Origin of the sequence: endosymbiont of Acanthamoeba sp. UWC8, from assembly GCF_000730245.1 — a bacterium.
Lineage (GTDB): Bacteria > Pseudomonadota > Alphaproteobacteria > Rickettsiales > Midichloriaceae > Jidaibacter.
The window spans coordinates 974,868-988,617 of record NZ_CP004403.1; the positions used below are offsets into that span (position 1 = coordinate 974,868).

The window sequence follows — 13,750 nt, forward strand, 5'->3', positions numbered from 1 at the left end:
CATACTAAAAACCCTTAATTATTTAATTATAGAAGTAATAAGTTTTTTATTGCTTTTATAATTTATATTTATTAAAAAATATGCCTCTAAACTTATGGTTTTTATTTTATGCAATTAGGATTATATCAGCATTTTAAAGGTAATTATTATCAAGTTCTCAGCGTATGCATTCATAGTGAAACTCTTGAAAAGCACGTGATCTATCAAGCTTTATACGGAGATTATAACCTTTGGGTTCGCCCTCTCTTCCCATGTTTGAAGAAAAGGTTGTATATAACGGTGAAGAACAGTTGAGGTTTAAATTTATTAAAGAAATTAATACCGGCAATTTTGATAAGCATTAACCCGGAGTTCACTGATTTTTTATTACTGCTTACCATTATAGCTACCGGGGTACAAAAATTATATAGTAAATTAAGTTGGGTACCCTACATATAGGAAGTATAGTTGAATTATAGAAAATCAAACTAAGCTTGCGTATAAATGACTATGTCATTTATACAGTGCACGCGCCATAAATGGTGGCACAAGGCGCGTGCTTCTTACTATCTTATTATCTGATTTTTCAGTGGTAGGCTATATAGTTATATTAAACTTAGCTTATTATATTTAAACAAATGCATTAGGTATTCAACTTAATTCACTATAAAACAAGTTAAGCCGAATACCTTATATAAAAATAAAAGGTTATAAAATAAACTAATCCTTAATCTTGACCTTAGCTTTCTTGATTTTGCGTTTATCTGCATCAATGATTTCTATCCGTAAACCGGAAGGATGATCGAATTTTTCTCCGATTGCGGGTATTTTACCTAAATAAGCCAGAATAAATCCCCCGAAAGTTTCGAAATCATCTTCATCTTTAGCTAAATCTACTTTGAATTTCTCTTCAATTTCTTCAATGCGCGCCTTGCCGTCTACAGTAATGGTGCCGCCTTCAATTTTTACCAATTCCGGGTCTTCACTATCGTCATGCTCATCTCTTATATCCCCCACGATCTCTTCTACCAAATCCTCAATAGTGACTAACCCTTCCGTGCCGCCGTATTCATCAAGCACAATTGCAATATGTATTCGTGCTTGGCGCATTTTAGTTAATAAGTCGACCAATTTCATAGAGCGCGGTACATAAATCAACTCTCTTAAAACTTTCTCCATTTTAAATTCTTCTTCCTTGCCGACGAAGAGGATAAAATCTTTCATATGGACAAAACCTATAATTTCATCCAGATTTTCTCTAAAAACCGGGATTCTGGTGTGCTCTTCTTCAATGAACTTCTGCTTTAATTCTTCAAAAGTAGCATTTTCAGTGATGCCGATAATAAAAGTTCTCGGGATCATCACTTCATAAGCTTTTAAGTCTTTAAAATCTACAAAGTTTTGCAGCATTACTTTTTCTTCGGAATTTATCGTATCTTGAAGATCATGTTCTTTTATTAATTCATTTACCGACTCTTCAAGGGTAATCATTTTAGGTTTGATTATTTTTGCCAGTAGAAACATAAAATATTTAAAAGTAAGCCGGTGATTATTTTTACCTGGATATTCATCTTTAATTTTCATTTCATTCATATAGATTCTAATTTGTTAATATTAATAAGGGTTTGATATATTTAGTTTTGTTAAAATTTTTATTTCCAGCTCTTCCATTTTTTCGGCTTCACTTTCATCCTCATGATCATAACCTATTAAGTGCAGCATGCTATGCACAAGCATATGCGCTAAATGGTGCATAAAAAGTTTATCCTGCTCTATTGATTCGTGATATATAGTTGTGTAACTTAATGCTATATCTCCCAAATATATTTCCTTTTCTTTCTTTAAAATTTTAAGGTAGTTGCCTGGTTTTAAATCATAATTCGGGAAAGAAAGTACATTGGTCGGCTTATCCTTATCTCTGTATTGCCGATTTAGTTCCTGTAGTTTTTCATCATCGGCAAGCAATACGGAAATCTCAATTTTCTTGCTCGTTTCATTGAGCTTAAGTTCGACGAGTGTATGAGTTATAACTTGCTTGATAAAATCTTCGGGCTCACAATCAAGTGTATTCCATAAAGATGAGTCGTTGATCAATTCAACTTCAATGTTAGAGAAATTTATACTATCGGGTTCTTCTTCAGCTTTGCTCATATGCATCAATAATTTTCGAAGTTAAAGGATGTCTTACTACATCACTACTACCAAATTTTACTATACCTATTTCAGGTATATTTTTTAAGCGGTTGGTAGCGTCAATAAGGCCGGATTCAATGGTTTTCGGCAAATCAATCTGTGTTATATCTCCTGTTATTACCATTTTAGAGCCATAACCCAAACGAGTCAAAAACATTTTCATTTGAAGAGAAGTTGCATTTTGCGCCTCATCTAAAATTACAAAGGAATTACTTAAAGTTCTGCCACGCATAAAGGCAAGTGGTGCAATTTGAAACTCTTGGGTGGCAAAACACCTTTCCACATTTTCACTTGGCAGCATTTCAAACAGCGCGTCATATAACGGCCTTAGATAAGGATCTACTTTATCTTTGATATCACCCGGCAAGAACCCTAACTTCTCCCCTGCTTCCACTGCCGGACGAGTCAAGATTACTTTTTCAACTTGTTTTTTTAAAAACATTGAAACTGCAGCAGCTACGGCTAAATAAGTTTTCCCTGTGCCTGCCGCACCTATACCGAACACTATATCCTTGGTATGTAGCAATTCTAAATATGCATGCTGATTTTTATTATAAGGTATAACTTCTTTTTTTCGGGTTTTAAGTGCGTACTTACTCTCTACTCTTTGTTTGTTCTTGAGTTGTTCAAGATCGGTCACTCCAATAGTGAAGCGGATGGCTGCCTCTATATCCGCTTGAGTTACTTCTTTTATACCATTTTTTATGCGCTCATAAAGCCAATCAATCGTATGCGATGCACGCCTTGAGCTTTCCTGATCACCGGTAATTGCAAGATAATTCCCTCGGGAAGAAATATGTACAGCCAAGCTTTGCTCTATGAACTTTATATTACTATTTTGCTCACCGAAGAGTATAGGCAATAAGCTGTTATTATCAAAAACTAAACTAACCGATGTTTCCATCAATAAATTTTACTACATTTCATAAAGATTACATTATAAGCAATTTAAAATTTTATCAAGGCTTTATATATTGAAATTAATCATTTGAAAGCATTCCGGATGCCGCCATAAATAAAAAAGTACGCATAAGAAGTAAATATCTTTCCTTAAGCGCACTTTAGTTTTTTTAAAAATTTAAGCCTTTATTTTAACTTAGAAAGTATACCTTAAACCCACGGTCACTGCATGAGCACGTAGGCTGGTTGAAATTGGCGTACTTTCTGTACTTGCTCCACCATTAGCTGAATAAGTTGAGGAAGTAGTAGCCTTACCTAAGTGATAGAATTTATAGCCAAGGTCTATATAGGTATTTTCAACCAATTGAAAGCTAGCGCCGGCTCCGATATTCCAGGCAAAGTTATTTTTCTTATGGCCTTTCTGTAATGATTTACTATTAGTATTCTTAATCGCAACCTCATAATCTTTAGCGACATTATGTGCAATACCAATACCTGCAGTTAAATAAGGAGTAAAACCACTATAATTACCAACATCAAAATAAGCATTTAGCATTGCAATATTACTATGAAATTTTTGGCTAACAGCAGAAGTTACATTATCAATAGTTAAATCATGGGAAAATTTAAAGTTATTAGCTCTTAAGTAATTAAGGTCTAATCTAAAGTTTTCATCAAACTTATAACCTGCTCCTAAACCGAAAGCCAAAGAATTACTTGGCTTTTTACTACCATAATCATCCCCTTTGAGTTTTGTCGGCAATGCTCCACCTAAATCCAGCCGAACATAAGGGTTAGCTTCAGCGCTTGCCAATAGCGGCAAAAAAGATACAATCACTGCTCCATATACTATTTTTCTCATTATTATTACCTTATAAAATTCATTTTTTATTCTATGCACAATCATCCCAGGCATTATTAAAATTAAAGCCTGATTCACAGATATCAATACAAAGAGTATTATTTGTTCCGTGTTTAGGTGTGCAATAATCTATTATATGATCTAAAGTTTGTTTAACTACGGATCCTATATGGTCAAAGGTATCATTTTTACCTCTTAAGCCGGAAGTCCTTGTTGCAATATCAAATCCATCAGCCTTGGCACTTTCAAGCCCTAAAGTATTTATTGAGTCATCTATATTATATTGGTCTATAGGTGCATTTAAACCTATTTTTAAAGCACTGTCATTCAATTCACTAAATAAAGTGGAATTCACTTGATAAGCTTTAAATGTATTAACTGTTTCAACTATGTTTGTTGAATTAATAGCATTAAAGCCTTGATTAGCAAGTTTACTATTAAACGTGCTTAATAGCTGCGCATCATTTTTATAATTTTTAAGAATGTTTAGTTCATTTATTACTTGGTCAATATTATTTTGATTAACAGAAGTAGAGGTTACCCCTTCGCTAACAAGCTTATTATTTAATTCTGTCAGAGTATCAGCGGCTATTTTATAGCTTTCAGTAGCTTGTAGTACAGCTGCTATTTTAAGTATATCCTTCATATCCGCACTTCCTAAAGTTGGAGCAGGCGTTGGTGTTTTTTGGTTAGTTACCGGCTGTTGTTGAGCTGCTTTAACTAAATCTCTTAAACTCATATATACCTCTTTTATTTATTAATTAATTGCATTAACCTTCAAAACTGACTACCACCATATCTCGAATAAAACTTAACTGTTAATATTTAATTTTTATACCAAATATAATATCAATAAAAGTGAATTATAGAATAATTTCACGCATGAGGTAAAATTTTAAGAAATGCATATAACATAGGATACATAATATTTCTTTTAACACTTATCGAGCAAAGTTGTTTTTTAAAGATAGGATTAATTTAATAATAAATTATTCATAGCCCGAATCACACTCACATGCGTTAAATCTATCTACTAAATCATCAAACCTATCTACTAAATCATCAAACTTATTTTTACACTTCACATTTTCTGTTGATATTCTTTTATACCAACCTTTTTCCGTGAAATGCTTTTCTTTAAATAATTCATACTCTTCCCTTAGCTGCTTATGCGCCGCCACCTCTTCTTCATACCTATCAGCCTCTTTTAACTTCTCTTTAAAAAAATTTATGGGGATATCAGGTGAATTTAATGCTTCATCAACAGTAAAACCCTTTCCTGTTAACTTGAATAATTCTTCAAGCAAACTGATTTTTACAATTTTTATTGAATCTATTATTTCCGGCTGATTCTGTACTGGCGAAACAGTTGGGCTTTGCACCGGTGAAACAGTTGGACTTTGCACCGGTGAAACAGCTGGAGTTGCCGCCGAAGGACTTGGACTTGTTGTACTCATTTCTTCACCTCTTAAATTACTGTTAATTTAACAACTGAAACTACCCATACCTTACTGTTAATTAAACTTAAATGTCAATATTTTATTTTAATTTAAATATTATATTGTTATATGAAAAATATACAAAGAATAAGAAGTTTTAATATAAAGTTATGAAGCTGCTTAATAAATTGGTTTTTAAAATATTTTTTCATAAACTTTATTACTCCAAAAACTATTAAAAATTCAACTCTTATAATACATACTAACCAACCGTAAAAGCTTAGATACAACATACTTTACTTTTGAAAAAAATATCTTAATATCTTATAAATATACATTATTTAAAAACCGTTAAGTTTTGAGGTAGGATAAGGGAAAATGGGAATCGAAAAATCTCGATCGGCAGGTTTGTTTCGTTATGCCTGTTTTAAAAGTTTATTAATTGCTTTTATTATTATCTTTAACTCCATTACCTTTACAGCCTATGCGAATGATATTACACGCTCAACCAGATATGCGGCATTAGTTTTAGATTCTGCAACCGGGAAAGTTATATACTCAAAAAATGCGCATGATTTACGCTATCCGGCTTCTCTAACTAAATTAATGACGGTTTATTTAGCATTCGAAGCCTTAGAAAGCGGAAAACTTACTATGAATCAACAAATTGTCGTTTCCGATCGGGCTAGCCGAGAAATTCCACGTAAGTTAGGACTAAAAGCGGGAGAAAGAATTACGGTTAGAGATTGCATATATAGCACCATAGTTATCTCAGCGAATGATTCCGCATCCGTACTTGCCGAAGCGATAGCCGGAAGTCAATGGAGTTTTGCTAAAATGATGACTAAGAAAGCTAAGGCTTTGGGAATGACCAGAACCAATTTTGCAAACGCACACGGCTGCCATGATAAAAATCAGTATACCACCGCAACCGATATGGCAAAGCTTGCGCTTGCTCTTAAAAAAAAGTTTCCTAAGTATTATTCGCTCTTTTCGAAAACCACCATTACCTATAAAGGCAAAGTACTGAATGGCCACAATCATGTAACTAAAAGATATGCCGGTGCCGAAGGATTAAAAACCGGTTATATAAGAACTTCAGGATTTAATCTAATCACTACGGCTAAAAAACCTCATGGTCACTTGGTAGGAGTAGTTTTCGGTGGGGAAAACGCAAAGATAAGGGATGATCATATGATAAAAATACTGGATTTGGGTTTTTGTCATCTTTCTGAAAATAAAGGCATTTATAATCCTAAATGCATTAAAAAATCACCGGTTCTCGTTGCTGCTAACAATGCCGCAGCATCACACAAAAGTATCTTCAGCATAGTTGATAATATTGAGCCGATAAAAACCGCAAGTTTAGATAGCAAGAAAGTTGCTCACTTATTAAAAACTAAAAAATCCAAACAGCTTATAGCTCAAAATGAAATTAAAGATATTAATCCATTAAGTATTCAAAGCATTGGGCAAGATTCTAAAAATAATAAGTCTAAAAAAGCCAGAATTTAACTTAGAAAATTGTATAGGAGTATATGTCTCTCAGAACCAGGTTGTTTATTGAACATCTATTAACGGAAGGGGAAAATATTAACTTAAATGAAGAGCAATCGCATTACCTAAGCAATGTTTTAAGATGCAAAACTCATAAGCTATTGAGAGTCTTTAACGGAAAAGACGGAGAGTGGGAAGCAACTATAACCGGGATCAGCAAGAAACACGTTATAATCAATTTAGTAAAACAACTAGCCTCTCAAACAAACCAAGCTCCTTTACACTTTGCATTTTGTCCGGTTAAAAATGTTACACCAAGCTTTATCGTACAAAAAGCAACCGAATTAGGAGTAACGGAGATTTGGCCTATTACTTCAAGACGCACAGTGATAAACAAAATAAACTTGGAAAAACTTAATAAAAACGCTATTGAAGCCGCGGAACAATCAGAAAGATTATGTATACCTAAAATTCATCCTATGCAAAATCTTGCCGACTTTGTGAAATGCAAACCTTTTGACGGTAACCTAATATTCTGCTATGAGAAAGCTGACCCCTTAGGGGTTCAACCATTAAAAAGCAAGTTAAAACAAACCGGAAATTGTATACTAATCGGCTCTGAAGGCGGGTTTAGCTCTGAAGAAGCTGATCTTATAAAAAGCTTGGACTATGCAGTTACTGTTAATTTTGGAAGACGAATAATGCGTGCGGAGACAGCCGGCATTGCCGCAATAAGTTGCTATAATACAATAATGGATAACTGGAAATAAATAATTTGATAAGCTAAAGGTTTAAAAAGTGCAGAGGACAGAAGATAATAAACATTTAAAAATATCAGAATATCTAAACAAAGCAGTAGCTGATAAGTCTGCTCAAATGAAAGAGTGGATAATTTCAAATTATAAAGAAAATAAAAGGCCGTTATACGGCTCTGTAGATGTTAGAAACTCAGGTTTTAAGGTTGCGCCCGTAGATACCAACCTCTTCCCGGCAGGTTTTAATAACCTGGATATACACGGGCTACAAAATGCTAAAGCAGAATTTGCGGAAATTTTTAAAAAAACCAAGCCAAGTAAGATACTTATCATACCTGAAAATTTTACCCGCAACCAAAACTATTTTGAAAATTTGCTGGCATTAAAAAACATAGTAGCTTCTAACGATATAGCGGTGGAATTCGGGTCACCGCATATTACGGAGATTCAAGAATATAACGCATCCTCAGTAATTACACTTAATCCTATTACTCGTCATCAAAATACAATATATATTAAGCAAAACTGGAAACCGGATTTAATTATTTTAAATACCGATCTTACCGGCGGAGTTCCGGAAATTATAGAAAATATATCTCAACCTATTATACCTGAACTAAATAAAGGATGGCATAAGCGGAGAAAATTTACTCACTTCACTACTTATAATAAAATTGTTGAAGAATTTTGTCGGGAGTTTTCTTTGGATCCGTGGCTGCTTTCCACCTACATTGCAAAAGCCGAAAATATTGATTTCCGGAATAAAGTAGGCTTAGAAAAAGCTGCATTATTGGTTAATAATATAATTGAACAAATTAAATTAAAATATGAAGAATATCAGATAACCTCACCCCCGTATGTTTTCATCAAAGCTGATAACGGAACATTCGGGATGGGCATCATGATTGCAAGTAGCGGTGATGATATACTAAATATTAATAAAAAAAAGCGTCACTCCATGGATGTTATAAAAGAAGGCGTACTTAATCGTGAAATTATTATTCAAGAAGGTGTACCCACTATCCATAACCTCAACTCATCTCCTTATGAAAATATCGCATATGCAGTCAATGGTAATATAGTGAGCTTTATCAGAAGAATCAATTCATCGCGCGATCACTTAACTAATTTGAATTCTCCAAATGCCAGCTTTACTTGTAATAGCGATTTTATATATAACTCTGAAGCATTAGTCGCTGAGCTTGCTTTGCTTGCAAGTGTTTATGAATGAATAATACATATTACTTGTTGAAACTAAGTACCCCTACCTCTTTTTTCATCCTGAGGTAAATTTCTCTCCTTTTCTAATTTTTCTGTAAAAGTTTGTTCTTCTCCGCGCTTGCGTTTATTTGATCCTGTATAGGTGAGAGCTTCTTCCGTATCTGAGCCGTTTATAATTATAACTTCACAATCATCTTGAGGTAGTCTGAATTGCTGAACTATAACTTCATTCCAGTCTTCAAAATCATTAACTCGGCTCATAACGCACTCCCCTAACCAATCTCCTTGCTCAATAGTAATGTTTGGCTGCATATGATCTGTTTTAACCTTTTTTAACGGCCTTAAATTTTTATCTTCCAACCTTATTTTTAAAAATTCAGCTATCTCTCCTGCACCTTCTAGTTTGGCTCTTTCTAATGCATTACTTAAATAATAATTATATCTATCAATATCAATGCATTCATATTCCAATAGCATTTTAACAATAGGCAAATTTTGATTGGAAATTGCATAGTATAAAGGTATCTCCCCACTATTCGTTTCTGAAAAGATATTAGCTCCCTCTTTAATAAGTCCTTTTGCTATGTCTAATTTGTTATTAAGTACCGCCAAATGTAAAGGTGTTGTACCATCATGAGCTCCGGCATTTACCACAGCCCCGGTATTTAATAGGCTATCAATAAGCGTTACATTATCTAGTGTTGCTGCTTTATGTAATGCTGTGTAACCTTTGCTATTGCATTCATTAATATAGCTTTTATTTTCTTCATTGATTAAAAAGAAATATATAAAGTCTCTTGTAGTGGGATTTTCTTTTTCCAATATTTCAATATAGTCATCTCTTGGTGTGTTTTGCTTCATTTTAATACACTCTAAAAAGTATAAGATTCTTTTAAGCAAGCATTATAGCACAAGTATATTAAAGAAATATTGTGGTAAGGAAAATTTATTATTAAATTACATTTTTTTCGAATATAAAATATGTCAAATCAAATAAGATCTAATTATCTATACAATCACTAAGGATAAACTCATACTTTTCATTAAAGTATTTTGAAATCCCTGCATTATTAGAAAATATCCAACCGCTAAACTGCTTATCCAACTCATTTTGCTTGGAAACCGTATAAAATTCAATCCATGCTTTACTATCAGGTAAAAGTTTTTTTTCATTCTCCTTCCAACAGCTAAGAACTCTAATAGCAATTTCATCATTAAACATGATAGGTTTTTGGAGATTAACCGTTACAACATCCATCTTACCCATTTTTTTATCGACAATGTTAATTTGAGCTGTATTATAGAAGCTCCCCATTACTCCTTGTCTTTCTATCTCCTCCGCGCTCTCTTTATCCAGAGCACTAAATATTGATTCATCTATTTTTTTTACAAGAGTGCTGTCATTACTTTCAGCCGCAAATACAGTATTCCAAAAAATAAAAATAAAAGCTAAAAATTTAGCTGTGATTTGTAGCATGCGAAGTATCCGAAGAATTATTAGTATCCTTTTGTTTCTTATTACTATCCGTGGAACCGAAAATAAACTTGGCAATTAAGCTTTCAAAACTAATAGCAGGTTGAGTGAATTCGATTCTACCGCCTTCTTTCAGCAATTCTTCATCCGCTCCGGGGGCAAGTGAAATATACTTATCACCCAACAAACCATTACCGATAATTTCAGCTGAACTATCAACGGGAAGCTTATAATTATTATTTATAACGAGCTCAATTACTGCATTATAACTTTTCGGATCCAACCTAAGAGAGATAACATTACCGACCTTAACCCCGCTTAATTTAACATCACTTCCGATATTAATACCATCAATCCTGGTAAACTGAGCAGTTACCTTATAACCTTTAATATCCTTATAATTAATACTGCCGCTTTTATAGGCGATTATTATAAAGCCTACTGCAACTGCAAGCACTATAAACCCGACCACTGTTTCAAAAATATTCTTAGACATTTCCTCTCCCGTTATTAATTTGGTTTCCAGGCTTCATAATCGCCGGTCGCCTTTCTTCTTTTTCCGTCACCTAAAACATGTCCGCTTGGATAATATGCAAACTCCGTACCGGTTAAATTTGGTACTTTTTCTTTTTCCCATTTATATAATTTTTTATCTTTTTGCGGCACATCATCCGATTGATAATGCAACCAACCATACCACACGGGGGGAACCTTCGAAGGTTCAGGTATACCTTTGTAATAGACCCAACGGTCATTTCTGTTAAAATCTCTATGAAAACGTTTTGATTCATAGTATCGATTACCGAATTGATCCTCCCCCCTATACTTTCCAAAAAGCTTTGTATAAATCCAAATTGTCAAATTCATAGAAAAATTATATTTCCTCTCTTTATTAATATAATAATATTATTGCCCGGAGAATAAGTCAATTTAGTTATCTGATATACTCGGATAAAACTGCCTCCATTGAGGTTGGGGTTAAGCCTAATTCTTCAAAACCGTTCTTATTTTTTACTATAATATTATCGGTTTTAAGTAACTCAACTTGGTCACAAGTAAGTAATGGCCGAGGTAATAAAGTTAAAACCGTAGCCATAACTTTAGCAAATATGAATGGGATGCTTACCAACGGCTTTTTTTTGCCGATCAATTTAAATATTAATTCATATATCTCTCGTAGGGTATAAACTTTTGACCCTCCCAACTCAAAAACTTTTCCGCAAATATTATCCTTAACTAAGCATCTCCCCACAGCTTTAGCAACATCCGAAACATAAACCGGCTGAAACCTGGTTCGGCCGCCGCCGATTAAAGGAATAACAGGGAATACGGCAACAAGTTTTGCAAACATGTTTATAAAGTTATCTTCTCTTCCGAACACTACGCTTGGTCGAATAATTACTGAATTCGGGAATGTCTGAAGCACAGCTTTTTCACCCTCAAGCTTAGTTGAGGCATATTTAGAAGTATGATTCCTATTTACTCCCAGCGCTGAAAAATGTATTAATCTTCTTATACCATTATTAGAACAGGATAAAGCGATATTTTTTGCAGCTTCTAAATGTAACTTGTTAAATTTCTGCTTGCCACTCTCAAATAATATCCCGACCATATTTATTACGAAGGTTGAACCTTCAACGTTTTTTTCAATATCTTTAAAACTTTTAATATCCCCTTTAACAAAAGCAATTTGCCCGACTGAACCGCAAACTTTCAGCTGATTATTCTCTTCAGGCTTACGAGAAACTATTTTTATCTTAGCCCCCGTCTTAGCTAATTCTTTTACAATATAACTTCCGATAAAGCCGCTACCACCAAAGATAGTTATTGTATCATTTATACCAATTTTTTTCATAATTTTATGTTAAAAAAATAAATAAGTTTTTGTTTAATATAATCTACACCTTGCAAATTACTTTCTACCCTATTAAAGATAATAGTAACAGTCAAATTTATTTGGGTGCTTTTTTGCCTTTTGAATATTGCTATTTATGGTATTTATATTTTAAATTGGTTAGTATTCAAGAGTTAAATTAATTAAGGAGAAGACAATGTTAAAAGATTTACTTTCGCAAAGAAATAATTTTACCCTACCTCAGTTGCCTTATGCAAAAAATGCACTGGAGCCTTATGTCTCCGAGGAAACTTTGTCTTTTCATCATGGCAAGCATCACCAAACCTATGTTACAAACTTGAACAACTTAATAAAAGATACTTCGTTTGCTGAAATGGGATTAGAAGAAATTATAAAAGAATCCTATAAAAAAGTTGATAAAGTGGGAATTTTTAATAATGCGGCGCAAGTTTGGAATCATGCTTTTTTATGGCACTGCATGAAAAAAGACGGCGGTGGATTACCTTCTCAAACTTTACAAGATAAAATAAATGAAGATTTCGGTAGCCTGGAAAAATTTGTCGAAGAATTTAAAAATGCTGCAATCACTCAATTTGGTAGCGGTTGGGCATGGCTGGTTTCAGATCAGGATAAGTTAAAAGTAATAAAAACAGCTAATGCCGAACTTCCAATGGTTTTGGGTCAAAAAGCCCTTCTGACTATCGATGTTTGGGAACATGCATACTATCTGGATTACCAGAATCGCAGAGCTGATTATGTAAATACGTTTATAGAAAAGCTAATTAACTGGCAATTTGTTGAAGAAAACTTTAATTCAAGATAGATTATTAATTGAGGCGGGGAAATATAATTTAGGAATCATATGAAATTTATAGATAAAATAAAAGGGTTATTGAAAAAAGAGGAGCAATCAAAGGAAGCTACGCTTTCATTAAAGAATTGGTACTCTGAACGCTATGAAAAAATGCTTATACAACGCAACCTTTTGTTTTTAGTTTGTGTCATTTCATTGATTACTATAGCACTTTCAGTGCTTGCCATCAGGTATATAAAAAGTACCCGCTCAATTGAACCGTTCGTAATTGAAATTGAAAGAAAAACGGGTGTACCTACTGTTGTAGAGCCTGTGAGCGTTAAAGCTTACTCGGCGGATGACGCCGTTAAAAGATATTTTGTTATGAAATATATAAGAGCAAGAGAAGAATTCATTTTCAATTCCTATGATTATAATTACAATACAGTAGTAAGGGTTCTTTCTTCGGAAGATGTGTATTATAGTGACTATAGACCTAAATTCAGTATTAAAAACCCTAATAGCCCATACAATTTATATGGTAATAATAACTATAGAACAGTAAGCTTAAAATCTATAATTTTCCAATCACCGACATCTGCACAAGTTAGAATCAGGATGGAAGTAAAAGGAATAATGAACCAGGTAATGGATAAAATTTGTTTTGTAGAATTTAAATTTGCTAATTTACAAATGAATGATGACGAAAGGTTAATTAATCCGTTAGGATTTAAAGTAACCTTATATAGAATTGAAGATGAACAACAAAGAGGAGCATAGTA

The 13,750-nt window shown here is 33.4% G+C and carries 16 protein-coding genes and 1 pseudogene; 6 read left to right on the forward strand and 11 right to left on the reverse strand.

Going from position 1 to position 13,750, the window contains the following annotated elements; translation table 11 throughout:
* Positions 1-108: 108 nt before the first annotated feature.
* Positions 109-344 (forward strand): annotated as a pseudogene (locus I862_RS08765) (DUF1653 domain-containing protein).
* A gap of 355 nt (positions 345-699) precedes the next feature.
* Here the strand turns inward: I862_RS08765 and I862_RS04720 are convergent.
* The 6 genes from I862_RS04720 to I862_RS04745 all read right to left on the reverse strand — a co-directional run bounded on the left by I862_RS04720 (position 700) and on the right by I862_RS04745 (position 5,391).
* Positions 700-1,572, reverse strand: coding sequence for a hemolysin family protein (locus I862_RS04720; RefSeq protein WP_052646448.1), 873 nt, complete (start codon positions 1,570-1,572; stop codon positions 700-702).
* Between the two features lie 21 nt (positions 1,573-1,593).
* Positions 1,594-2,130 (reverse strand): rRNA maturation RNase YbeY, encoded by a 537-nt coding sequence (gene ybeY / locus I862_RS04725; protein WP_052646450.1) that lies wholly within the window; start codon positions 2,128-2,130, stop codon positions 1,594-1,596.
* Complete coding sequence (locus I862_RS04730) at positions 2,117-3,076, reverse strand: PhoH family protein (RefSeq protein WP_038539468.1); 960 nt, start codon at positions 3,074-3,076, stop codon at positions 2,117-2,119. Before I862_RS04730 ends, ybeY begins: the two co-directional genes overlap by 14 nt.
* A 192-nt stretch (positions 3,077-3,268) precedes the next feature.
* Entirely contained in the window at positions 3,269-3,934 is a 666-nt protein-coding gene (locus tag I862_RS07875) for an outer membrane protein (protein WP_158499271.1), read from the reverse strand.
* A 31-nt stretch (positions 3,935-3,965) separates the two neighbouring features.
* The gene (locus I862_RS04740; protein WP_038539470.1) at positions 3,966-4,673 is read right to left on the reverse strand and encodes a hypothetical protein; all 708 of its coding nucleotides are present in this window, start codon (positions 4,671-4,673) and stop codon (positions 3,966-3,968) included.
* A 250-nt stretch (positions 4,674-4,923) separates the two neighbouring features.
* On the reverse strand, positions 4,924-5,391 hold the full coding sequence (locus I862_RS04745) for a hypothetical protein (protein ID WP_038539473.1): 468 nt from the start codon (positions 5,389-5,391) through the stop codon (positions 4,924-4,926).
* A 360-nt stretch (positions 5,392-5,751) separates the two neighbouring features.
* Between I862_RS04745 and I862_RS04750 the strand changes: the two genes are divergently transcribed.
* Genes I862_RS04750 through gshA form a run of 3 tightly spaced genes read left to right on the forward strand, consistent with a single transcriptional unit; the run spans position 5,752 to position 8,856 of the window.
* Positions 5,752-6,888, forward strand: a complete 1,137-nt coding sequence (locus I862_RS04750) for a D-alanyl-D-alanine carboxypeptidase family protein (RefSeq protein WP_052646454.1) — start codon at positions 5,752-5,754, stop codon at positions 6,886-6,888.
* 23 nt (positions 6,889-6,911) lie between these two features.
* A complete protein-coding gene (locus tag I862_RS04755) occupies positions 6,912-7,640 on the forward strand; it encodes an RsmE family RNA methyltransferase (protein WP_038539476.1) in 729 nt (242 codons plus the stop codon).
* 28 nt (positions 7,641-7,668) lie between these two features.
* Positions 7,669-8,856: a glutamate--cysteine ligase gene (gene gshA / locus I862_RS04760; RefSeq protein WP_052646456.1), complete on the forward strand. Its 1,188-nt coding sequence runs from the start codon at positions 7,669-7,671 to the stop codon at positions 8,854-8,856.
* Between the two features lie 23 nt (positions 8,857-8,879).
* On the opposite strand, the gene I862_RS04765 is transcribed toward gshA, so the two are convergent.
* The 5 genes from I862_RS04765 to I862_RS04785 form a co-directional block, all read right to left on the reverse strand.
* Positions 8,880-9,707, reverse strand: a complete 828-nt coding sequence (locus tag I862_RS04765) for an ankyrin repeat domain-containing protein (protein WP_038539479.1) — start codon at positions 9,705-9,707, stop codon at positions 8,880-8,882.
* 139 nt (positions 9,708-9,846) lie between these two features.
* Entirely contained in the window at positions 9,847-10,323 is a 477-nt protein-coding gene (locus tag I862_RS04770; protein ID WP_038539483.1) for a DUF2155 domain-containing protein, read from the reverse strand.
* Entirely contained in the window at positions 10,304-10,816 is a 513-nt protein-coding gene (mlaD, locus tag I862_RS04775; RefSeq protein ID WP_052646458.1) for an outer membrane lipid asymmetry maintenance protein MlaD, read from the reverse strand. The genes I862_RS04770 and mlaD overlap by 20 nt, the downstream gene beginning before the upstream one ends.
* A 14-nt stretch (positions 10,817-10,830) precedes the next feature.
* A complete protein-coding gene (locus tag I862_RS04780; protein WP_038539487.1) occupies positions 10,831-11,187 on the reverse strand; it encodes an NADH-ubiquinone oxidoreductase subunit NDUFA12 family protein in 357 nt (118 codons plus the stop codon).
* A 67-nt stretch (positions 11,188-11,254) separates the two neighbouring features.
* Positions 11,255-12,175 (reverse strand): complex I NDUFA9 subunit family protein, encoded by a 921-nt coding sequence (locus I862_RS04785; RefSeq protein ID WP_052646459.1) that lies wholly within the window; start codon positions 12,173-12,175, stop codon positions 11,255-11,257.
* Positions 12,176-12,371: 196 nt separating this feature from the next.
* On the opposite strand from I862_RS04785, the gene I862_RS04790 reads away from it, so the two are divergent.
* Both I862_RS04790 and I862_RS04795 read left to right on the forward strand, forming a co-directional pair.
* Positions 12,372-12,998 (forward strand): superoxide dismutase, encoded by a 627-nt coding sequence (locus tag I862_RS04790; protein WP_052646461.1) that lies wholly within the window; start codon positions 12,372-12,374, stop codon positions 12,996-12,998.
* Between the two features lie 39 nt (positions 12,999-13,037).
* Positions 13,038-13,748, forward strand: coding sequence for a VirB8 family type IV secretion system protein (locus tag I862_RS04795; RefSeq protein WP_038539492.1), 711 nt, complete (start codon positions 13,038-13,040; stop codon positions 13,746-13,748).
* The last annotated feature ends 2 nt before the right edge of the window (positions 13,749-13,750 follow it).

Bases quoted from the DNA above. Each gene is read 5' to 3' on its own strand.
- I862_RS04770 (WP_038539483.1), bottom strand. From the start codon at position 10,323: ATGCTACAAATCACAGCTAAATTTTTAGCTTTTATTTTTATTTTTTGG.
- I862_RS04720 (WP_052646448.1), bottom strand. From the start codon at position 1,572: ATGAATGAAATGAAAATTAAAGATGAATATCCAGGTAAAAATAATCAC.
- I862_RS07875 (WP_158499271.1), bottom strand. From the start codon at position 3,934: ATGAGAAAAATAGTATATGGAGCAGTGATTGTATCTTTTTTGCCGCTA.
- I862_RS04745 (WP_038539473.1), bottom strand. From the start codon at position 5,391: ATGAGTACAACAAGTCCAAGTCCTTCGGCGGCAACTCCAGCTGTTTCA.
- I862_RS04740 (WP_038539470.1), bottom strand. From the start codon at position 4,673: ATGAGTTTAAGAGATTTAGTTAAAGCAGCTCAACAACAGCCGGTAACT.
- ybeY (WP_052646450.1), bottom strand. From the start codon at position 2,130: ATGAGCAAAGCTGAAGAAGAACCCGATAGTATAAATTTCTCTAACATT.
- I862_RS04755 (WP_038539476.1), top strand. From the start codon at position 6,912: ATGTCTCTCAGAACCAGGTTGTTTATTGAACATCTATTAACGGAAGGG.
- I862_RS04790 (WP_052646461.1), top strand. From the start codon at position 12,372: ATGTTAAAAGATTTACTTTCGCAAAGAAATAATTTTACCCTACCTCAG.
- I862_RS04765 (WP_038539479.1), bottom strand. From the start codon at position 9,707: ATGAAGCAAAACACACCAAGAGATGACTATATTGAAATATTGGAAAAA.
- I862_RS04730 (WP_038539468.1), bottom strand. From the start codon at position 3,076: ATGGAAACATCGGTTAGTTTAGTTTTTGATAATAACAGCTTATTGCCT.
- I862_RS04750 (WP_052646454.1), top strand. From the start codon at position 5,752: ATGGGAATCGAAAAATCTCGATCGGCAGGTTTGTTTCGTTATGCCTGT.
- I862_RS04785 (WP_052646459.1), bottom strand. From the start codon at position 12,175: ATGAAAAAAATTGGTATAAATGATACAATAACTATCTTTGGTGGTAGC.
- I862_RS04780 (WP_038539487.1), bottom strand. From the start codon at position 11,187: ATGAATTTGACAATTTGGATTTATACAAAGCTTTTTGGAAAGTATAGG.
- I862_RS04795 (WP_038539492.1), top strand. From the start codon at position 13,038: ATGAAATTTATAGATAAAATAAAAGGGTTATTGAAAAAAGAGGAGCAA.
- mlaD (WP_052646458.1), bottom strand. From the start codon at position 10,816: ATGTCTAAGAATATTTTTGAAACAGTGGTCGGGTTTATAGTGCTTGCA.